This is a genomic window from Paenibacillus sp. J2R1T-4 (assembly GCF_059692235.1).
Map to the genome: position 1 here is coordinate 350,068 of NZ_JCAUBA010000002.1, position 22,013 is coordinate 372,080.

Sequence of the window (22,013 nt, forward strand, 5' to 3'; positions counted from 1 at the left end):
CCTTATTGAAGGCTTATCCTAGGAGGAAGAGCATGACTAACCATATTTACTATGTAGCAGAGTACGGAAGGGATACGAATGACGGTTTGCAGCCGGAACGACCGTGGCAGACGATCGGACATGCTGCAGCAGCGATGCTTGCTGGTGATCGCTGCATAGTAAGCGGTGGTACATACCGCGAGACAGTGGTTCCTGCAGCTTCAGGACGTGAAGGTGCGCCCATTCGCTTCGAGGCGAAAGCTGGAGAGCGGGTTGTCATCAGCGGTTGTGATCCAGTTGTAGGCTGGACACAACGGGAAAAGGGCATCTATGAGGCGCCTATGGATTGGAGTTTACACGGGGATTGCGGCAATATCGTGTTCATTGACGGCGCACTCAGTCATGAGGCAATGTGGCCTCGAATAACGGACCGTCTTGACCGTTCCCAATATGCAGTGGTCGACTCCTGCACCAATGAAATGCCCACATACACGATTTATGATGCTGATTTGCTTGCCTTTCCGGATGGACATTGGACCGGAGCTGTGGTTGCCTGTGTGAATGGCGCGGGTTATTTTATTTCGACTGCGCGAGTGACCGACTTCCGCAAGGGTACACTTTATTTCGACGGTTGGGTCAGCTCGGCTCCTCATTACTGGACGGCACCAGGGGATATTTATTTCATAACCCGTTCACCGCAAGCGGTTGCTATTAATGAGGGTTGGTATGTCGATGCGGTTAAGGGTCGAATGACAGTACGACTACCGGGCGGTGCCGACCCATCCGGCAGCGAGATTGAAGCCAAGCGGCGCGATTATGCTTTTGATCTGCGCGGCTGCTCCTACATCGAGATTGTCGGTTTCGAAATCCGTGCAAGCTCGATCACTACAGAGAATGCTTCCTTCTGCAGCATAGATGGTGTGCGAATACATGGCATAGACCGTTATTTTGGTGATCGTCAATCGATATATGGAAGAACTAAGGGTGTCGAGATTGCGGGAAGCGATAATAAGATTGCAAACAGTGAGATCGGATACTTTGAAGGCATCGGCGTGAATTTATCAGGGGAACGGAATCGAGTCGTCAATTGCCATATTCACGACGGCAATATGGAGGCATCCTACGCCAGTCTTGTATGGGCGAATGGTTCTCAGCATTTGATCAGCCGTTGTACGATTACCAGGGCAGCACGTACTTGTGTCTCTGGGGTGTTCGCTCGCTCAGTTATCGAGTATTGCGATGTTTCTCATGCTAATTGTTTGACTAAGGATTCAGGCATCATTTATTTGTTCAATCATGATTTTGATAATACCGATATTCATCACAATTGGCTGCACGATAACGAGTCGCCGCATCTTAGCTTCGGCTTTTATATGGACGCCTGGACAAGCGGAGTGAACCTGTTCCGCAATGTCGTCTGGAATATCCCGCATCATGGGCTCCATCTGAACCGGCCACTCCAGCGAACCCTTATTTACAACAATACTTTTCTTCGCAGCGGTGATGCGGATTCGGCAGTATTTCTATTGGATGATATGTATGGAACCCATATGATCAACAATATTTTCTCCGAAGGAACACTTGTGAAATGGGGGGAAGACTGCGTTGTGTCTCACAATCTCTTCGGGATAGATGGCGGGTTTGTTGATGCCGATAATCGAGATTTCCGACTGCGCGAAGATTCGCAAGCTTTCTCGGCCGGGAGGAGAATTGCAGGTGTTACAGCTTCTGATGGCAAGACACCTGATCTTGGTGCTTACGAGACTGATGAACCTTATTGGATTCCTGGGCATGATTTCAGCCAAACAAGACATACAGAACTTGTCTATTCAACGCTGAGCAGTAAGAGCGCAATTGGTAATGGCGGGTTTGAGTCCAATCAATGGGAGCCTTGGCAGGTCGCAGCAGGTACACCTAAGATCGCTTATGAATGCGCATGGGATTTCAGTCGGGATGGCTATCCTTCAGTGATTCGCAGTAATAAATACGCGGCGATGCTAGCTCCAGGTGAACGGATCGAGCAAAAGGTTACGGGTATTGTGCCGAACGCTGCCTATGAATTATGGGGCGGTATCAAGTTAGATGGGGAGTACCGCAGCGCAGAACAATTCGATGATATTCATACGGCTGGAGTTCTGGATACTTCACCGGATGGCAGTTATGCGATCTATCGTGATTTACGTTATGTAGGCCAGCTTGTGAACGGTGATTGGTTGAAATTCGCGGAAGTCGATTTCGGAAGTCCAGGCAAATATGATCATATTACACTTGGAATGACCAAAATATTCGGTTCCATCTCAGTGGAAGTGTTTCTGGACAGCCTGGAAGGAGAAAGGATAGCCGTTATCAGTCAGCAGATGGATTACGACTCTGTGTGGCGATACTTTTCTTCACCGATTCGAGTTGTGTCAGGAGTACACGACCTTTACTTCAAGGTTACGGGACCGGGTCGTTTGTTATTAAGCGGTTTCAAATTGTATCATACGAATTTCTTTGGTAAGGGCGCTAAAGTGGAAGTCCACGGTGCAAACGGGTTGATCACCGATCGTTCTGTATTCCGACTCAATTGGGAAGCGAAGATGGTCAAACTTCCATTCATCACCGGACCAGATGAAACGGAGCTAGTTGTAACATTTGAAAATGTAAGTCGATACTACATTTATCTCGACGATATCGGGTTATGGCAGCCTGAGCCTGGACAATAAAAATTAATATAACGAAGTGGAGAATAATGAAATAGATTTCCATATCGATCTCGCTTACTCTGAAGGTAGAACTAGTAAATGAAGAGAGGGTGATTGTAATGGCACAAATCAAAGGCATGGTTCACAGCTTTACAGACGAACACATGCTAGTCCTAGCAGACAATAACCAGTGGTACAATTTTCCTATTCCCGAAGTTAGACCAGCAATTAGTAAACGGGTAATTGTACAACCTCAAGATGGAGCACAGCCAACGTATGCTTATGATGTAAAGTCGGTTGATTCTGTATCCGATATCGCCCATTCGATGTATAGGTATGATCACATCGCTACGGATCGTTTGGCGACTGCACAAGATTTGAACGATTATCGGATCAAGCAATTTTGGGAGCAAGGGTACCTGGTTGTAGATCAAATATTGTCCGAAGCAGAAGTTGCAGCCGCCAATGAAGCCGTAACCGATATTATTCAGGGACGAATTGTAGGTCCTCGCTTGCAGTTTATGAAGAAGGAAACGGAATTGCATACACCTGAAGACAGGGATCGAGCGATGCGCAAGCTGCATAGATTCGTCGATCATGCGCCTGCGCTTTATCATGCTTGCTTTCATGATAATGTGCAAAGTATACTCGAACGGATTTTCGGGGAAAAAGCACAGTTCTTGGAAGATCAAGCGATACTAAAACCCCCTTCCACAGAAGCAGGCGGCGAAAAGCCATGGCATCAAGATATGGCCTACGGAAACCTTTCTCAAACGAAAATGGTGTGCGGAGTCTGGATCGCCTTGGATGAAGCAGGGCTAGACAATGGTTGTATGCATGTTATTCCTCGCTCTCATATGGATGGGCCCGTTCCGCACTATGCGATTCGGGATTGGCAGCTGTGTGATACCAACGTAGATGTGGAACGGGATGTAGCCGTTACGCTGAAGCCGGGAGGCGCGCTCTTTTTTGCAGGTCTGCTGCATCATGGGACGCCGCCCAATTTTTCCAGTAAACGTCGAAGAGCGCTCCAGTTTCACTATTCACCCGAGTCGTCCAGAAAGATGACTCCACAGGAGTTCAAAATGATGTTTACCAACGAAATGACCAATGCAGAATGCTGAGGATGGAGTGAGTGGGCAATGGGAGCTTTGAAAGTAGGCATTATAGGACAAGGAAGAAGCGGACACGACATTCACGCCAAAACACTGAAGGGCTTGCCTGAGCTATTCCAAATTGTTGCCGTCTCCGATCATGAGGAGTCCTATCGCAAGCGTGCTGAAGAGGAGTTTGGCTGTGATGCATATGAGGATTACAAACATCTGTTTCACCGAAAAGAACTGGATCTGATCGTGAATGCATCACCGAGTCACTTGCATGTCCCCTTAACGCTGGAATGTCTGGAAAATGGGTTTCATGTGTTATGCGAGAAGCCGTTAGCCCGCACAGCTGAAGAAGTGGACACTTTAATAGCAGCGTCTGTAAAAGCCGGCAAGCGATTGACTATATTTCAACAATCCCGTTACTCGCCAGCATTTCAAAAAATTATGGAGGTCATTGACTCCGGTGTGCTTGGGCGCATTGTTCAGGCGAGCATTTCGTTTAACGGTTTTGCACGGCGATGGGATTGGCAAACCCTCCAAGCTAACAATGGCGGCAATCTGCTGAATACAGGACCGCATCCGCTCGATCAAGCGCTTCAGCTTTTTGGGACGGAAACGATGCCGAATATTACCTGCTTCATGGACCGTGTGAATACTTTCGGGGATGCGGAGGATTATGTGAAACTGATTATGCACAAGAAGGATCACCCCTTGCTTGATCTGGAAATCACTTCTTGTGACGCTTATCCTACCGCTACGTATCGCATTCAAGCGCAATATGGAGGGATCAGCGGCAACGGAAACAAATTGAATTGGAAATATTTCCAACCAGAGCAAGCACCAGAACAACAATTAATCCGCACCCCCTTGAAACACGCCGATGGATCTCCTGCATACGGCTCAGAAACTTTGCCCTGGATAGAAGATCAATGGGAGCTGCCAGAAACCCAGAAAGACACACTCTCCTATGTATGCAATACGTTCTACGGGAAATTATATGCAGCAATCGTAAATGGAGAGCCGCTTGATATTACGCCGCAACATGTAAAACAACAAATTGCAGTCATTGAAGAATGCCATAGACAAAATCCATTATCAAGGTTGTAAAGAACTCCAAACACGAGGAGCTTTCCTAATGAACGAAATAAAGCTTGGTTTGATCAGCTTGGATACTTCGCATGTCATTGCTTTTTCACAATTATTAAATCAGAAGGATCATCCCTATCACGTTCCCGGCGCTAAGGTAGTCGTGGGTTATCCCGGGGGCTCTTCCGATATGCACTCGAGCTACTCCCGTGTGGAAGGATATACGAATGATTTGCGTGATCGTTTTGGCGTGACCATCGTAGATTCACCTGAGGCGGTAGCCGAGCAATGCGACGCGATTCTGCTGGAGTCGGTAGATGGGCGCGCGCATCTGGAGCTGTTCCGAGCAATTGCCCCTTACGGCAAGCCAGTATTTGTCGACAAGCCCTTCGCGACGACTTTGGCGGACGCTCAAGCGATTGTTCAGTTGGCCCAGCAGAATAATGTGCCCTTGATGAGCAGTTCTTCCTTAAGGTATGCAGCAGGATTAACAGAGGTATTGGGTAGTGCGAGAGAAGAAGATGGCGCGATTATAGGTGTGGATTGTTTCGGTCCGACTCCGCTTGAGGTAGTTATGCCGGGGTTGTTCACTTACGGCATTCATTCAGTCGAGATGCTCTATACCGTAATGGGACCGGGATGCGTTGAAGTAAGCACGCGTTCGAATGCAGATTACGATCTGGTTGTCGGTATATGGCAGGATGGTCGAATAGGGACTGTACGCGGTAATCGTAAAGGAAACTTCCGTTTCGGCGCCTTGATTCATCGTGAGAAAATCACTCAATTCGCGGATGTGAGCGCACATCCCAAGCCGTTCTATGCAGGCTTGTTGGAACAAGTGATGACGATGTTTCAGACTGGTATCGCGCCGATTGATATAGAAGAGTCTTTGGAGCTGATCCGATTCATCGAAGCGTCAAACGAAAGCGCACGGACTGGGCAATCCGTAAAATTATAGACATGATCCTCTCTTACAGAATTGAAGATTTATGATAGTATAACCTCACTCGCTAGCGAATGGGGTTATATGTGTTTATCGAAAAAGGCTTTTTCTAAAACAAGAGAACGCATGTCCCTTATCATGCCAAGGGAAGGAAATAGGCTGAGTTAAGGGGATCCCAGCTACCTTATTTCTTCAGAAAACTCGGAATCAGACTAATTTTTATCAATAAGGGCTCTTGATTCCCTTATTATTGATCAAATGAGAATGTGATCGAGAATAAGGGAAATTTGTTCCCTTATGGGTTGGGATTCTAAGTATCTGTACGAAATTGAAGAACGTTATTCAAATGAATTCCAGAAGAATGGTTTGAAAAATGTAACTCTATTGAAGGTATTAAAATGATATATTGAAAAGAATGCAACAATTTATAAATCAAGCATACACATCAATTGAGGTGGTGTAGCTATGTTTGATTTCCAGAAATGGAGCAAAGAATTATCGGTATCTGAGGATACCAAAGAGTTACTAAAAGAGCTAATTAATCGTAGAGAAAAAGAGCAACAACTGAAATTTAGACTTATTTTATTGTCGATCATCAATGCAGTCATTATTATAGTTATTCTTTTTTGGATGTTTCGAATGAATGCGGCTGCTAATTTTAACGTTTTTAACATCATTGAGTATATAGGCTCCAGCCGAGCATCCCTGGTCTTTATACTATTAGCCGTTAGCTTATTTATCTTTTCAAGTTCAGTCTCCAAAGAGCACAAGAAACATAAAGACAAATATGACAGTCTCAGGGAGGAAGCAGCGCGAAGACTTTCCGCATCTTGGAAGATTAATGAGGATTCTAAACTTAAGGATGCTATATCGGAAAAGCTTAAGACTGAGAAAGATATTAATATCAGGTATAATAAATAATTTGCAGCTGCAATGGACACGAATACTTCGTTTCCATTTTTTGTTTTTTATAGTACATTTGTGATATTAAGATATCCAGGACGGAGGACGGAAGGAATTGATTTCACAAGCTTTGATTATACAAGACGGGAAAGTATTAATGGTAAGACAATATGTGCAACGAGGGGATCTTGTTTGGAATTTCCCAGGTGGCGGGATTGAGAGCAATGAAACTCCAGAACAAGCCTGTGTCAGAGAGATCAAAGAAGAGACGGGTTATGACATTCGGATCGATAAGCTTTTATATAGTCACGGTAACAAATATACATTCATTGCTCAGATTATTGGCGGAGAATTGTTTCTGGATAAGACCCAGGAATACAACGAGGATCTTATTGAGGTAGCTTGGGTTGAGCTTAATGATGAGACTAGATTCGATACATATACCAAACCTATTATCAACATGCACTTGAAGGAAAGCTCAAATAGGTCTTGAGAATAGGATTTGGATCAAATCGATGGGGTGGAGGTTATAGGAGTGAAAATCCATGAAACTCAAGGTGAACGTTCCCATACAAGTGATGAACGAGAGACAATTGTACCAGAGATAGAGCAGATTCAACGAATTGAAGGCGGCGGACCACCCCGTAAAGTGATCATGAATCATTTGCCTCTTCCCATAAGGATCTTTGCCTATTTCGTAATTTCTTCCGTTGTTGTTATGGCTGTCTTCGGGATCATTATGAGTATTGTGGATTGATTCTATTAATAAGGAGCCCAATATGTACGAACTCGATCGTGAACAATTCTCAATTGTGTTACCGTTGCTTGAGCCAATCCATAATAAAGCCGTCTATGCGCTATCGGTAATGGATCACATCCAAAGAGGCCGTATATATGTAAATAATATATCAGAACCAACAGCTGCGTTTATTACAAGCTCTGGAGGATTCTATTGTTTGACTGGAACGGTACAGGATCGAAAGTTTAATGATTTTATTATTGACTATATGAATATGCCATCCAACCAAAATCATTTTTATGCACTCGGAATCTTTTCGGATGAGTGGGAGAAGGTAATAGATAATCGTCCGATTAAGAATGCAAACAAGATATTGCGCTCCTATTTTCGTTTTAATCAAGACCGATTTCTCAGTGAACACAGCCATACATCTATAGGCCTGGATCCCCAGTTCAAACAACAAAGCTTGAATTCGACCCTTTCAAAGCTCTATAGAGAGGATTTCTACCCCTATTATCAAATGGTTTGGGACTCAGACGCTCATTTTTGCACACATGGCATTGGACATTTCATTACAAGAGAAGAAGGTATTCTAAGCGTTTGTACCTCGCCCTATATTAGCAAGAAATATGCTGAGATTGACATCATCACAATAGAGAACTACAAACGTATGGGCCTTGCTACGGCAGCAGGTGTTGAGTAAGCAGCTTACACCAAACTGGTGTTGTCACTCCGATAATATGGAATCTAATCAATTAGCCAGCAAGTTGGGGTTTGATAAAGTGAATGAACACCCGATGTACTGGTATCATGATTGAAATTATTCTTACAGTGGTCTGTCAACAACAACCAAACGGAGGCTTTGTATGTTTTTTCTTCAAATGTCGGGTTATCCCGGTGCAGGAAAGTCGACTCTAGCCAGAGCAATCGGCAATCGAACAGGTGCGATTGTGATTGATCATGACATTGTGAAAACAGCTTTGTTAGAATCTATGGAGTCGAACTTAGACCCCAAAGCAACTGGCAAAATTTCATATCATATCGAATGGTCCTTAATTGATTTTCTACTCTCCCAAGGGCACTCCGTAATATTTGATAGTCCATGTTTCTATACGGAAATGGTTGAAAAGGGAACGAATCTGGCTCAAAAGTATAAAGTCCAGTATAAATACGTGGAATGTTACGTCAAGGATATGGAGGAGATAAATAAGAGATTGAAACAGCGCAACAGGATGATAAGTCAGATCCAACAGGTACATTCCGAGGAAGCTTTCAAATTTCAAATCGAGAATAACAAACGACCCACACATGTTAAGACACTTATTGTTGATTCTTCACAACCCATGGAAAGTTACATTACAAAAGTTATGGATTATATGATGACCGTCGATTAATAGGAGGTTTGTTATGTTCGAGATCATATTCGTCGCCCTAATAACAATTGGAATTATTAGAATTGATACTCATTTGATAAGAATGAGAGAAAATGATGAGAGAATCATATCCAGATTGGATACTATTATTAAAAAATCAGATCAAGTGAACAACGATAGCCGACAATCTTAGCGCGGGAAGCGACATAGAGAATAGCACATTATAAATTTGAGGTCCTTTACCAATCGGTATTGGACTTTTTAGTGTATGCTTTACCCATTGACCTTGACGTAAGGTTAAGGTGTATTTTGAATGAAACCAACTAGGAGGCGATCGATACATGTCCAATCATGATCAGATTTATAAGAATCAAGCAGAGAAATATGAGCAACTTATCAGCAAGCAGCCTGACTTGTCAGAGGTAATAAGAGGGATAAGACCTTTTCGAGGTCTGGATGTAGCGGATCTTGGAGCTGGATCTGGGAGACTGGCAGCAAAGTTCGTGAAGGAAGTCAATTCTTTGATTTGTACAGACCGTTCTGAGGCTATGCTTCATGTTCTTGGGCAGAAGCTACAGCAGGAGCATCCACAACTACATAATTGGTCCACGGCCGTATGTGATCACAGGGACTTGCATCCGATAGCAGATCATTCCATAGACCTGGTTGTGTCAGGCTGGAGTATATGTTATTTGACTAATACTGACGTGTCCGATTGGCAAGACAACCTTGCTGTTATCCTTTCGGAAGTTAAACGGATAGTAAGAGATGACGGCACAATTATTATTATCGAGACACTAGGGACAGGCACAACAGAGCCGAATCCGCCCACTTACCTGACTCCATATTATCGGGCACTTGAAGAAGTGTATGGCTTCTCTCACCAATGGATGCGTACAGACTATACCTTCCAAAGCATAGAGGAAGCGCAAGAGTTAACCCGATTCTTTTTCGGAGAGCAGATGGCTCGACAGGTTATGACAAATAAATGGACTAAGCTGCCGGAATGTGCAGGAATTTGGTGGAAGCAAATGTAATAATATAAGGGGGCTATATTTACATTTGTAGAAGAGGGGATTTGGATGGCAGAAGAGATTGTTATTAATGATTATAATGAAAGATGGCCATCTGATTTTCTGAATGAGCTGCGCAGCATGATGGAACTATTGGATATGAGCAAAGTTGTAGACATTCAACACTTTGGGAGCACCTCGATACCTGGTCTTGCAGCCAAACCGATTCTTGATATTCTTGTAGGGTTCCGGACGTTTGCAGAAGCACATCAGAGCTTATCGGTATTAGATCTACTGAACTATTCCTACATCGAATCTTTAAGCGTACCGGGAGGGCGGTTATTTCATCAAAAAAACCCTAGAACCCATCATGTTCATTTTGTGGAATATGGGACGGAGCATTGGAATAATCCAATCCTGTTTCGCAACTATATGAGGCTGCATCCGAAAGATCAACAGGCATATATAGCTTTGAAGAAGAAGAACTCCGAGCAATTCAGGAATGACCGCAACGGGTACACGCAAGCGAAGACTGATTTTGTAACAGGTATTGTCCAAAAAGCCAGGGATGCGGATATGCGAGGGTAACCAATTTTGTTCTCTACTGCGATTCTACTGGTCCTGTTGTCTGGACTCCTTCATTCGATCTGGAACCTGTTCACCAAGAACAGTATCCATAAGAGCGTATTTCTGTGGTACTGCCAATGGGCAGCCATCATCATATTCTTTCCGTTCACACTCGTTGAGATCAACACAATGGATTCGGTACCTGCTATCGGATGGATGTGGTTGTTGGCGAGTATGATCTTACATGGTGTGTATGTATGGCTGCTTGCAAAGGCATATACGATTGGCGATCTGTCGCAAGTGTACCCGATTATGCGAGGAACGAGTCCATTGCTTGTACCCGTCTTCGCAGTCGTTTTCTTGAACGAGCAGCTGCAGATGTTAGGATGGATCGGGGTTCTATGTATTGTAACGGGTATTTTGTTGGTAGGGAATTTCACGGCTAAGAGGCAATGGAATTTGCAGAATCAAGCGGTCATTGTTGCTTCCTTAGTTGGTCTTATGATAACAGGCTACACAGTAGTCGATAAAGTAGCTTTGGAGTATTTTCCGCCTGTAACGCTGAATGAAGCAACCAATATCGGTAACTTAATGGCATTAACTTATATTGCGATCAAGTCTAAGGCTATTCGTCAGGAGTGGCGTGTGAATTGGCCAACGATTATTCTCGGGGGCATTCTCGCACCAGGGGGCTATATCATTTTTCTAAAAGCTCTGGAGCTGATGCCCGTCTCCCATATCGCCCCAATGCGTGAGATCGGTACTGTATTCGGTACACTTTTTGGGGTATTCATCCTTCGAGAGCCCCAAGCGCGAAGCCGGATTGTTGCATCAATCTTGATTACGCTGGGTATTCTTACGCTTGCATGGGGAGGTTAATCGTGGATAAGCTACAGGATACACTAGAGGAGATCAATACGAGGTTGAAGAAGAATTCGGATTAGGAAGCTATCTAACAGGAGTGAGAATTATAATGGCAGCAGTCGATGTTACCTACAAAATATATACGATGTGCATGATCCAGGACGGGACGAAGGTGCTCTTAATCAATCGGCCGGACAAACGAGGCTTTCCAGGATATATTGCACCTGGCGGGAAGGTGGATTTCCCGGAAAGCATTGTCGCCGGAGCGATACGTGAAGTAAGTGAAGAGACGGGGTTAATCGTGAAGGATATCGTCTACAAAGGAATGGAAGAATTTTGCGAGCCGAATACTGGCGTCAGGCAGATGGTCTTCAATTACTTGGCTACTTCCTTTGAAGGTGATCTGCTCCGGGAGCCTCCGGAAGGTGAGTTACTCTGGGTGGATAGAGAGGAGGCTCTTGCACTGCCGATGCAGGATTGGTTCAGACGGCGATTCCCCAAGTTCTTCGAACCGGGAACCTTCGAATGGAGCTATGTTTGGGACGAGAAAAAGAACGAGACCTTGCATAAGACGATTATGAATTACGCTTTATAATTTGAGGCCTGGCAACCATCCTCCTTAGCCGCCTTCTTTGTTCCGGATCGTTCGAATGATTTTCTCCAGACCTTCCACATACTGTTCGAGCATTTTCGTCCCAAGCTGCGTTGAGCTGCATATGGTTTTGGGCCGTTTCCCTGCAAAAGTTTTGGTGACTTGGATGTAACCGGCTTCCTCGAGCACTCGAATATGATTGCCGAGGTTTCCTTCGGTCAACTGAAGTTCACTGCGCAGAAAACCAAAGTCACATTCTCCATGTACCGTCAGCAAACTCATTATCCCTAGCCGGGCTTTCGCATGTATGGTTTCATCAATGGCATCCAGAATATTATCACCCATATTTTCTCCTGCGCAGCTGCAGTAACACACCTGTAAGGATAACACTGCCTCCACCTAACAGACCTAGCAAGAGGAATTGATAGTCAAGAAAGAACAATCGAGTCCCGATAGCCAATACAATAAACCATATTCCAAGAATGACCGGTCCCTTACCAACTAACGCCCCCAAAGATACATAAGCAATCCCAATCAGAGCACACCAGAACACAGAAAGGTACTCTTCTCTGACAATGTCTGCAGCCATCATAAAGCCCCCCGACAACAAGGTTACGGCAAAAGGAAGCCAGAACATCCAACCGTATGAGCCTCCTTCTTGTGAGGAAGGCTGCTTGGGTAACCTGGCACCAACAATGGAAGTGAGTATGCTTGCAACGATCGTCCCGCATGACCAGAACCAGATCGGCCACAACGTTGTATTGAACTGCATACCGATGTAACCCAGGGTCATATAGGTTCCCCAAATGTATAAGAAAGGGGGAGAATGATCCAATTTTTGTTGATTCCGGGCGATTAACTGTTTGATAAAAGCAATATCCTGTAAAGCTTGTTGAGGTTCCTTGTTCAACTAGTCCACTCCTATAATTGAATTAGTGCTCCCAGCGGAAGAATCGAATAGCCAATATGTTGAAAATAAGGGCGCAACCAGCCAAGAACGCGAATTCAAAGCCTAATTCAGAAAGCGGTACCCCTTGCCACACACTCTGAGCAATATGGACAAAATGGGTCATCGGCAACCAGTCGCTAATAACCTGCATGAACCTTGGCATGATCTCAAGAGGCATGGCAATACCAGAAAGAAATATCGTTGGAAAGAACACGACCATAGCCAATCCGGAAGCGGCACCTGCTGTTTTGGTCAGACCGGATAAGGCAAAGCCGAGACCAAAGAACACGAGACAACCGAACAATATACATCCAAGCAAAGTAAGCAGGGAGATGGCAGAGATCGAAATATCCCATACTATTTTGGCTAATACAATGATTTCGAGCGCTCCCATGAGAACTAACACGACTCCTTGCACGGAATGTGAAGCAAGCACGGCGGATGCGCGAAGCGGGGTGACTCGGAATCTTCGCAATATCCCATTCTCTCTCAATGTGAGCATATTGATATTCAATGTAAATACAGATACAGATATGACGTTAAGAACACAAAGAGCAGGCACATAAGATTCAATATATCGAGTTCCTTCAATCACGCCAGGTTGATTACCGAACATAGAACCGAATATGAGCAGCATCAGGAGTGGATAAATAAGAACCCAGAACAAGGTCAGCCAATCACGCAAATACAAGCGCAAATCAAAAACCATTAACTTCAGAAAAGCTTTCATGATTGAGGCAACCTCCCTTGCATAGTCAGCTGGTTGAATACATCCGTCATAGATGCATCTTCCAACCTAAGCTCGCTTACGATCCAATCGTCCTTGGCAGCAAGCTGGAATAAATCTCGGAGAGTCAGATCCGTATTAGAGGAATATAGCTTGGTCCAATCACCATCCATCTCAATATCCTCCATATGAGATAGATTAGCTAAAGCTTCTTTGGTTGCCTGCACATTTGTCTTGAACCAGATGCGTTTCTTGCTGCCTAATTGAGATATAAGCTTGCGAGGTGTATCAAGGGCAACGAGTCGTCCTTTGTCGATAATAGCTACTCGATCGCACAACGTCTCAGCTTCCTCCATATAGTGGGTCGTTACGATGATCGTTCGCCCTTCATTCCTTAACTTGAGAATCAGTTCCCACATTTCTTTGCGCGCATTAGGGTCAAGGCCCATACTTGGTTCATCTAGAAAAAGGATATCAGGATCGTTGATTAAGGCAAGTGCCAGAGAGACCCGCTGCTTCCAACCGCCTGACAACGATTTGAAGGTTACATTTAACTTGTCATCTAGCCCTAGCAGTCGGGATGTAAGGTTCATATCAATGGTGCGGTCATAAAAGGATGCAAATAAGTCTAATATTTCTTTTACTTTGGCTTTTCCCGGGATGGAAGTCGATTGAAGCAGAACACCGATACGTTGTTTGATTGCTTCCTTGTGCTTGCGGATGTCCATACCTAGCAGCAATGCTTCTCCGCTGTCTGCAGTTCTCAAGCCTTCGATAATCTCAATTAATGTAGTTTTACCTGCTCCATTAGGTCCAACGATTCCGAATATTTCCCCTTTTTTCACCTGCAAGGAAATGTCGTCAAGCGCCAATAGGGGACCGTAAAGTTTGCGGACTTTATCAAGCTGAATAGCAGTCATTTCTTTATCAACCTCCAAGATAAGAGAGGAGTTCATTTTACTCACTCTGTTTTACAGAGTAATCTGCAATAGAGAATAAGTCAAGATATTTTATGGAAAATGTTAGTGTAGATCCCGGCAGACAAATCATTCCCCGCCTTTCAAAGACTTCAGAATAAAAAAATGGTTGAGCAGCGTGCTATGCCTGCTGAACCATTTTTTTAGGTGGATCAGTTATATGTCTGATTGGGGAATTCGTGTACGAGCTTCCGGAATTGTTCTGGCGTCGTGCCGACTTGTTTCTTGAATACGCGGCTAAAATGCGAAGGATGCTTAAACCCAACTTGATAGCATACATCGGTTACGGAGTTCCGGTTACCGCGATAAAACATCATTTTGGCTTGATCGACCCGTCTTTTGTACAAGTATTCGAATAGGGTCAGTCCCGTTACTTCCCGAAAAACTTTCATTAAATGAAATCGACTCATGTGCAGATCCGAAGCCATCTGATCCAATCCTAGGTCCTCCATATACTTTTCTTCGATATAATCAATGACCCCCTGAACATACTGTTCCCAACCGAACAAGGAATTGTGAGTCGATGCCATTGCCCCGCGGCACTGTTCAGAAATAAGCAGCAACAAATCGTAAAATGCCGAAAGCAGTCGGTAGTGATGTAAAGGATCATCGGAATAGTAGTACCGGTTGATCCGCTCTAAGATACATTCGCACTCCGCCTTTGTCGCCTGATCCAATCGAATGTGATGGTTTCGCAACGTTTCGAACGGCTTCAGAGGGTTGCAGGCCAGGAGGTTGTGTCCGAACACTTGTACCAAGTAAGGGTCAAACGAAAACATCGTTCGCACATACCTCGATGATCGGTCTACCTTCGGACAATGCGGGGTCAAGCCGTTCATAATAATCAAATCCCCCGGTTGCAAAGGAATCGTTCGATCCCCAAGCATATAATCGCAATGCCCGCTATTAAAATAATAGATTTCATACTGTGAATGGGAATGAACGAGAACATTGCCTGCAAGCAATTTGTCCCATTTGTAGTAAAAATGGTCGAACAATCGATTTGAATGCGATTTCATGCTTCGATCCCACCCTGCCTGAACGTTTTGGAAAGCACTTCTCTTATTATACAATAGAATTTTTACACAAGAGCGGGTTACTTCCGTTCGCAAAACACTCACAGTCATTTCAATTGCATAAAGCCCCACCAAGAGTCATGCTCCCGCAAAGAGCCAGTGCTATAATTTAATCGATGTTGATATTTAAATAGGAGGGGAACATCTTGAACAGTAAAGGGTGGATTGGAGCTTTAGTCATTGCTATTATGTTAACGTTTTCAGGTTGCGGAGGTGGGGGAGGAGAAGTTGTAAATAATGAAGGAACAGGCAATGGGGAAGTGAAAAGCAGTCCGGTTGATCTGGCTAAACAAGCGGCCGAGGAAAAGGTCAATCTTGTGATTGGTTCAACCAGTGGGGCTACGATTGAGCAATTTATGAAGAGCTTCGGTAACAAAATCAACGAAAAGTTTCCGAATTACACAATAACCTACGAGCCAGGATCCTTCAAGTCATACATCGAGTCGGGCCAGTCCTACGATATTTTTATCAGTTCGGTCGGATTGACCCCTGCTTCCATACTCACCTACAACATGCAAAGCGACATAAGCGATTTAATTAAAAAATACAATTACAACCTATCCCGCCTTGAGCCTTCTACAATCGAGATTCAAAAGCAGTTGGCGAATGGCGGTATTTACGGACTTCCGGTCTATACCACGTCTGCAGCTTTATTCTACAACAAGGATCTGTTCGATCGCTTCGGGGTCGCTTATCCGAAGGAAGGTCTGACTTGGGACGAACTATACGATTTGGCGAAAAAAATGACACGCACCGACAGCGGTCAGTCCTATCGGGGCTTAACGATGGCATTCCAACACTTGATGTTCCTAAACCAACTATCGGCGCCCCATCTTGATCCGAAAACAAATAAGGCGATGTTCCTGGAAAACAACTTTGTTACAGCATTCGAAAACATGGCTCGGTTTTATCGTATCCCCGGGAACGGGCTGCCTGGAAATAAATTTCTCTTGGCTACTCAGCAAGATCCGTTCTACAAGGAAAAGAATGTGGCGATGCTGCTTTCCTTAAGCGCTGTGGGCGCAAACTTCGGGGATATGAACTGGGATATGGTCCAATTTCCACACTTCAAGGACAAACCAGATAGCGGCCCGCAATCTTATCCCAACTACTTCTACATTACGAACACAAGCAAGCATCGGGATGCGGCGTTCCAGGTACTAACCTATATGACATCCGATGAATTTCAGGAATGGCAAGGAAAAACAGGAACCCCGTCAATATTAAAGGATCAAAGCAAGATCAGTTCCAGTTTCGGGAGCGAAGAGCCATTGTATAAAGGGAAAAATATCAAGTCGATGCTTCCTGCGAAATTCGCTGACCCGACGATGAAGACGTTATATCAAGCAATAGCAGATCAGGAACTAACAGTCGCCATCGGAGCTTATAGCACCGGTCAGGATATGAATACGATTTTACGCGAAGCTGCCGATCGTACCGACAAAGCGATTGCGGCCAGGCAAGGGAAGTAAAAACGAATCCACATGCAGGAGGGACAAAGATGGAATCGGAACATAAGGATGGTTTGCTTTCGAGAAGACAGATGCTGGTTGCACTAGGGGTTACCGGGGCTGCGGCAGCCTCGACCGGACTTTTGGGATTTGGGCCGACGACCACGGTTGCGAAGAGCGTGTATGGGCTATCTGACAATAACGATAATCAAGGGAAGGGCATCCGCCATCAGGTGGATGCTATGTCGGAAAGTGCCGTTCAATCCATCTCGATTGCGGAATTGAGGATCGTGACTGGTTCGACGCACGCCTCAGCATATGTAATCATCGATCCAGGGCAGGAGGGACTGTTCTGCTTCGATCCGACCGATACCGGATCATTGGATAATACGGGAACGATCCTTGTTACCGCCTCCGGTTCCAGATTCAAGCGTGCGTTCGAAGGGGCTGTGAATCCAGCATGGTTCGGAGCAAAAGGCGACGGGGTAAGTGACGACACGGCAGCGTTACAAGCAGCTATCGACGCTGCAGCTGTCATGCGAGGCGCGGTGTTTATACCTGCGGGTACATACAACATGAACACCCGGAACACGTTCGCTGCTCCCGGGAGCATGACCTTCGGCTATGCACTGCGGGTTCCCGGCAATGTGACGATCACCGGAACAACCGGTACCCTGCTCACCCAGGCCATCACATATGACAACCGCCGGGTGTTGTTTTACATCGCGGGTTCCAATATCACCATCCGTAATCTGACGATCGAGAACACCTACGCAATTGCTCCAGGGGGGAATCTGTCCAGCATTGAATTCGGTGCGGGAGACGGATTCGACGCTGCTCTGTCGGAACCAATCGAAGATGTATTAATCGAGGATATTACCGTCCATCGCTCCTGGCATCCGGTGAAATTCCATTTCACTGACGCGACCGGAGCAACCGCGCGCAATATTCTGGTTCGGGGAATCCGTTCGTATCACGATCCGATTTCCAAGAGCAGCGGCGGCATCAACTTTCGCTCCACCCCCAACGGTCGTATAACCAGGGTGACAATCGATGCCTGTCAGATCCACAATCCGATAACTTCGGCGGGCATCGGACTTTACGGTGTACACGAGGCAACCGTAACAGGCTGCCTGTCCACCGGCTCGGGTCCGAACGCTGCGGGCATACAACTGGAAAACGGTGCCAGATCGATTGCAATTGCAGGCAACACGTGCACAAACAACAGTAACGGCATATGGGTGGACGATTCCGTCGATGTCACGATTTCCGGCAACATCGTGGTCGGCACGGGCAATGTCAAAGGGATTCGCGTTACTAATCAAGGTTACGCCGATGAGCCGGACAAGATCACAACTGGAATCGTAATCTCGGGAAATAGCTTGCGCAACTGCAGGATCGTCGCCGAGCCGTTCGGCGCCTCGCCAGCAGGAGGCTTCGGCAGCTTGTCCGTAACAGGCAACGTCATTACCGCAGATGGCTCAATCATAACGACTGCCATCCATACATTCAAAGTGCCTCGGTTGAACGTTGTCGGCAACACCGTCATTGGCGCCGGATCCTATTCGCTCTACTTCTCCACAAACCCGGACGACATGCTGATCGTGTCGATGAACATGACAGCCAAGGCGATGAATGAAAACTCGGTCGGGATCAAAATCACCGGCACGGCATCCAAGATCAACCTGGTCGGAAATACATTCTCGAACGGTATCGACACATTAGGCGGGTATGGCGGTGCATGGGTTGCGAATACCGGCATATCCGGCCCGATCCACTGGCATCTCGGCGGCACCCGGATGATTACGGGTACGGGCTCGCCCGAATCGGTCCAAAACGCGCCCCCAGGGTCGATTTACCTTCGAACTGACGGCAGCGGAGCCTCCGCATTCTTCGTCAAGGAGAGTGGTACGGGTTCGACCGGTTGGGTCGGGAAATAGATTTGTAGGTTGTACGGGGAGAATCCCGGCGACGCTGCCCCAACCCTCCAAGCGGTTGGGGTTTTTGTTTGTATGGGCGTGCCGGGATGTGCAATATCTATGATGGTGTGTGTTAATGTGGATTTCAGGAAAGGGGGTCGCATGGGCAACCAAACTTATTTTCATTTTGATCATCTTTACATGCCGCATCCACGTATATTTGATTCCATCATGCTCTACCAAATTGGCGATTTGAGCTGCAGACCCGGACACATGGTAAGAGAGCATCAGCAGTGTTGCTATGAGATCAGCTATATCGTCTCCGGTAAAGGTCGCTATATTATCAATCGGGAGAGCTACAATGTACAAGAAGGGGACATCATCCTCAATGCCCCCGGCGAGTTACATGCATGCGTTGCGGATGAGATCCATCCATTCCGTTATTTTTATGTGGGGTTTGACTTGGTAGATCACGGCTTGGAGGAGAGCCCGCTCACCATAATCCGCAATCTGTTCAATCATTCCCTTAAACCGGTTCTGCCGGATAAGGTTGGAATCGAAACTCCTTTTATTCGAATCTTTAGTGAAATTATCCATTTGAATGACTTTTCTACTTTTATGATTGAAACTTATCTTCGCCAACTTCTTGTTCTTGCTTATCGCAATTATTACGAGAGTTGGGAGGACAGCTACGCTCCATCTGCAGGGATCGATGCCACCAAGCAACTCGTATATGAGATGATTAACTATATGGATACCAATCTTTCTCAAATTAATGAGCTTACCTGCATAGCCGATCAATTTCATTACAGCTATTCCTACTTGTCTCATGTGTTCTCGAAGGCAATGGGGATTACGATTAAGGAGTACTACAACAACAAACGATTTGAACACGCAATTGACATGCTAAAGCAAGGTAAGGTTACTGTAACGCAGATAGCGGAAGAGCTCAAATATCAGTCGATTCATACATTCAGCAGAGCCTTCCGTAAAAGATTCGGTTTGTCGCCTACCGAGTATCAGCAGATCACAATGATCGCAAAAAATGCACAAGCAGATAACAAAAATGGTTAAATCTCCAGACCCGAAGCACTGGTATGCTAGATCTCGAAATAGGACTTCGGGAGGTTGAGATTCATTGAGAAAAATTAAGGTTGCAGTAATCGGATGTGGGCAAATAGCCAGTTCGCAGCATATTAAGGCTTACGTGGCCCATCCATGGGCAGAAATCAAATATCTGGTAGATATCCGAAAAGAACGCGCAGACGAATTAGCCGACCGATATGGAGTGGCGCATACGGAAACGGATTTCAGAAACATACTTGAAGACGAGGAAGTGGAAGCCGTATCGATTTGCACGCCAAATCACACACATGCACCGATTTCTATAGCTTGTTTGAACGCGGGCAAACATGTTCTATGCGAAAAGCCGGCAGCACTAAATATGGATGAGGCTATACAGATGAAGGAGGCAGCAGACCGCAATGGAAAAATACTGAATATAGGGGTCGTGAATCGCTACAATACGGCAGTCAACAAAATCAAGGAAATGATCGATCATGGTGAGCTTGGCAGATTGTATCATATTTATTGCTCTTTTCGATCCCACCGTTCGATCCCCGGATTGGGCGGACCGTTTACAACTAAATCGAAATCGGGGGGCGGTGTTTTAATCGATTGGGGGGTGCACTTACTCGATCTCATCCTGTATTGCTTAGGGGATCCCAAGATACTTACCGTGTCTGGCGCTACACATGGCGAGATGGCCAAAGAAATGAAGGAGTACGCTTACATAAATATGTGGGCAGGTCCGCCTGTTTATGAGGGAATATATGATGTGGAAGATTTCGTGACGGGGTTGATACGCACATCAGGCCCGACAATCAGCTTTAATGGGGCATGGGCGCAAAATATCGGAGAGTCTGCCATGTATATAGAATTTCTCGGGGACAAGGCTGGAGTTAAGCTGCAATATGGCGGAGAATTTAAAATTTATTCTGCTCAAAACGGGACATTATTTGAAACCCAACCTTCCTTTTCAAAAGAAGATATGTTTAGCAGCGAAGTGGATGCTTTTCTCCAATCTGCCGTGCATCACGTCCATAATAGAAGCAATATTGACCAGGTGCTGAATACGTCCTTGCTATTAGACGCGATCTATAAGTCTGCCGAATCGGGGGTCGAGGTAGTGCTATGAAAAAAATCGGGTTCATTGATCTATACCTGGATGAGTGGCACGCCAACAATTACCCGGACTGGATCAGAAGCAATGCGATGAAGCATGGTCGTGACTGCGAATTGGCCTATGCATGGGCTGAGACAAATCGCGATGGAGGGATGGATACGTCTGCCTGGTGCGATCGGTATCAGGTCCAGAAGTTGGCTTCCATTGAGGAGCTTGTCGAGAAATCCGACTATCTTGTAATACTGGCTCCGGATCACCCGGAGCATCATGAACGGTTGGCGCGCATTCCGCTTATGTCAGGAAAGCCGGTTTATGTGGACAAAACATTTTCGTCGGACCTTTCTTCGGGGATTCGAATGTTTGAGTTAGCCAAGAGGCATAACACTCCCATGTTTTCCAGCTCAGCTCTGAGGTTCGCCCAAGAACTGGCAGGTTTTCTGGATAATCCAGAGAAAAAAGACGAAATCGAGTTCGTTGCCACAACCGGTTCAGGATCTTTCGATCATTATTCGGTACATCAATTTGAAATGATCGTATCCATCATGGGTCCAAGAGTGCAGAAAGTTAAGAGTTTGTCCTCTACTCACGGCCGGCTGCTTGTACTGGAATATGCAGATGGCAGGCAAGCCTCGATGCTGCAGCTGCAAAAGTTGCCCTTTCAAGTCTCTTTGCAGCATATAGACGGACAAAATGTGTTTATCCCTACATGCACCGATATTTTCCCGCGCCTAATAGAAAATATTTTGGATTTTTTTGAAAGCGGTCGGCCGATGGTCCCCCAAGAAGAAACATTGGGGATCTTGGCAATCATTGAAGCAGGCCGCCAAGCCATAAGTCAGCGTGACACATGGATAAAGGTGGATCGAGACTGAAGTGAGGCTAG

23 protein-coding genes and 1 pseudogene are annotated in these 22,013 nt (G+C 45.7%); 19 read left to right on the forward strand and 5 right to left on the reverse strand.

Translation table 11 applies throughout. The features are described from left to right. The first annotated feature begins 32 nt into the window (after positions 1-32). From AC58QD_RS05220 to AC58QD_RS05285, 14 genes and pseudogenes are all read left to right on the forward strand, one after another. The gene (locus AC58QD_RS05220; protein WP_497330740.1) at positions 33-2,684 is read left to right on the forward strand and encodes a right-handed parallel beta-helix repeat-containing protein; all 2,652 of its coding nucleotides are present in this window, start codon (positions 33-35) and stop codon (positions 2,682-2,684) included. Between the two features lie 98 nt (positions 2,685-2,782). Next, a complete protein-coding gene (locus tag AC58QD_RS05225) occupies positions 2,783-3,787 on the forward strand; it encodes a phytanoyl-CoA dioxygenase family protein (RefSeq protein WP_497330742.1) in 1,005 nt (334 codons plus the stop codon). An 18-nt stretch (positions 3,788-3,805) separates the two neighbouring features. Beyond that, complete coding sequence (locus AC58QD_RS05230) at positions 3,806-4,873, forward strand: Gfo/Idh/MocA family protein (RefSeq protein ID WP_497330744.1); 1,068 nt, start codon at positions 3,806-3,808, stop codon at positions 4,871-4,873. A gap of 28 nt (positions 4,874-4,901) precedes the next feature. After that, a complete protein-coding gene (locus AC58QD_RS05235; protein ID WP_497330746.1) occupies positions 4,902-5,810 on the forward strand; it encodes a Gfo/Idh/MocA family protein in 909 nt (302 codons plus the stop codon). Between the two features lie 450 nt (positions 5,811-6,260). After that, entirely contained in the window at positions 6,261-6,716 is a 456-nt protein-coding gene (locus AC58QD_RS05240) for a DUF2663 family protein (RefSeq protein WP_497330748.1), read from the forward strand. 97 nt (positions 6,717-6,813) lie between these two features. Then, the gene (locus tag AC58QD_RS05245) at positions 6,814-7,191 is read left to right on the forward strand and encodes an NUDIX hydrolase (RefSeq protein WP_497330750.1); all 378 of its coding nucleotides are present in this window, start codon (positions 6,814-6,816) and stop codon (positions 7,189-7,191) included. Positions 7,192-7,233: 42 nt separating this feature from the next. Next, positions 7,234-7,455: a hypothetical protein gene (locus tag AC58QD_RS05250; RefSeq protein ID WP_497330752.1), complete on the forward strand. Its 222-nt coding sequence runs from the start codon at positions 7,234-7,236 to the stop codon at positions 7,453-7,455. Between the two features lie 109 nt (positions 7,456-7,564). Continuing rightward, positions 7,565-8,255, forward strand: a pseudogene (locus tag AC58QD_RS05255) (GNAT family N-acetyltransferase). Between the two features lie 48 nt (positions 8,256-8,303). Then, the gene (locus tag AC58QD_RS05260; protein WP_497330754.1) at positions 8,304-8,831 is read left to right on the forward strand and encodes a P-loop nucleotide/nucleoside kinase family protein; all 528 of its coding nucleotides are present in this window, start codon (positions 8,304-8,306) and stop codon (positions 8,829-8,831) included. 13 nt (positions 8,832-8,844) lie between these two features. Next, on the forward strand, positions 8,845-9,003 hold the full coding sequence (locus tag AC58QD_RS05265) for a hypothetical protein (RefSeq protein ID WP_497330756.1): 159 nt from the start codon (positions 8,845-8,847) through the stop codon (positions 9,001-9,003). A gap of 148 nt (positions 9,004-9,151) precedes the next feature. Then, entirely contained in the window at positions 9,152-9,847 is a 696-nt protein-coding gene (locus tag AC58QD_RS05270; RefSeq protein ID WP_497330758.1) for a class I SAM-dependent methyltransferase, read from the forward strand. 45 nt (positions 9,848-9,892) lie between these two features. Further along, positions 9,893-10,411, forward strand: a complete 519-nt coding sequence (locus tag AC58QD_RS05275) for a GrpB family protein (RefSeq protein ID WP_497330760.1) — start codon at positions 9,893-9,895, stop codon at positions 10,409-10,411. A 6-nt stretch (positions 10,412-10,417) separates the two neighbouring features. Continuing rightward, positions 10,418-11,269, forward strand: a complete 852-nt coding sequence (locus AC58QD_RS05280; RefSeq protein WP_497330762.1) for a DMT family transporter — start codon at positions 10,418-10,420, stop codon at positions 11,267-11,269. Positions 11,270-11,363: 94 nt separating this feature from the next. Further along, entirely contained in the window at positions 11,364-11,849 is a 486-nt protein-coding gene (locus AC58QD_RS05285; RefSeq protein ID WP_497330764.1) for an 8-oxo-dGTP diphosphatase, read from the forward strand. A gap of 24 nt (positions 11,850-11,873) precedes the next feature. On the opposite strand, the gene AC58QD_RS05290 is transcribed toward AC58QD_RS05285, so the two are convergent. The 5 genes from AC58QD_RS05290 to AC58QD_RS05310 all read right to left on the reverse strand — a co-directional run bounded on the left by AC58QD_RS05290 (position 11,874) and on the right by AC58QD_RS05310 (position 15,518). Further along, positions 11,874-12,191: a transcriptional regulator gene (locus AC58QD_RS05290; protein WP_497330766.1), complete on the reverse strand. Its 318-nt coding sequence runs from the start codon at positions 12,189-12,191 to the stop codon at positions 11,874-11,876. After that, complete coding sequence (locus AC58QD_RS05295) at positions 12,184-12,756, reverse strand: hypothetical protein (protein ID WP_497330767.1); 573 nt, start codon at positions 12,754-12,756, stop codon at positions 12,184-12,186. The genes AC58QD_RS05290 and AC58QD_RS05295 overlap by 8 nt, the downstream gene beginning before the upstream one ends. A gap of 22 nt (positions 12,757-12,778) precedes the next feature. Next, the gene (locus AC58QD_RS05300) at positions 12,779-13,525 is read right to left on the reverse strand and encodes an ABC transporter permease (protein ID WP_497330769.1); all 747 of its coding nucleotides are present in this window, start codon (positions 13,523-13,525) and stop codon (positions 12,779-12,781) included. Next, positions 13,522-14,442: an ABC transporter ATP-binding protein gene (locus AC58QD_RS05305; RefSeq protein ID WP_497330771.1), complete on the reverse strand. Its 921-nt coding sequence runs from the start codon at positions 14,440-14,442 to the stop codon at positions 13,522-13,524. The genes AC58QD_RS05300 and AC58QD_RS05305 overlap by 4 nt, the downstream gene beginning before the upstream one ends. 209 nt (positions 14,443-14,651) lie before the next feature. Next, positions 14,652-15,518 (reverse strand): helix-turn-helix transcriptional regulator, encoded by an 867-nt coding sequence (locus AC58QD_RS05310; protein ID WP_497330773.1) that lies wholly within the window; start codon positions 15,516-15,518, stop codon positions 14,652-14,654. Positions 15,519-15,721: 203 nt separating this feature from the next. Between AC58QD_RS05310 and AC58QD_RS05315 the strand changes: the two genes are divergently transcribed. From AC58QD_RS05315 to AC58QD_RS05335, 5 genes are all read left to right on the forward strand, one after another. Then, the gene (locus AC58QD_RS05315; RefSeq protein WP_497330775.1) at positions 15,722-17,047 is read left to right on the forward strand and encodes an ABC transporter substrate-binding protein; all 1,326 of its coding nucleotides are present in this window, start codon (positions 15,722-15,724) and stop codon (positions 17,045-17,047) included. Positions 17,048-17,076: 29 nt separating this feature from the next. After that, positions 17,077-18,966, forward strand: coding sequence for a right-handed parallel beta-helix repeat-containing protein (locus AC58QD_RS05320; protein WP_497330777.1), 1,890 nt, complete (start codon positions 17,077-17,079; stop codon positions 18,964-18,966). Positions 18,967-19,107: 141 nt separating this feature from the next. Then, on the forward strand, positions 19,108-20,019 hold the full coding sequence (locus AC58QD_RS05325) for an AraC family transcriptional regulator (protein ID WP_497330779.1): 912 nt from the start codon (positions 19,108-19,110) through the stop codon (positions 20,017-20,019). Between the two features lie 64 nt (positions 20,020-20,083). After that, complete coding sequence (locus AC58QD_RS05330) at positions 20,084-21,142, forward strand: Gfo/Idh/MocA family protein (protein ID WP_497330781.1); 1,059 nt, start codon at positions 20,084-20,086, stop codon at positions 21,140-21,142. Then, positions 21,139-22,002, forward strand: coding sequence for a Gfo/Idh/MocA family oxidoreductase (locus tag AC58QD_RS05335; RefSeq protein ID WP_497330782.1), 864 nt, complete (start codon positions 21,139-21,141; stop codon positions 22,000-22,002). The genes AC58QD_RS05330 and AC58QD_RS05335 overlap by 4 nt, the downstream gene beginning before the upstream one ends. Positions 22,003-22,013: the final 11 nt, after the last annotated feature.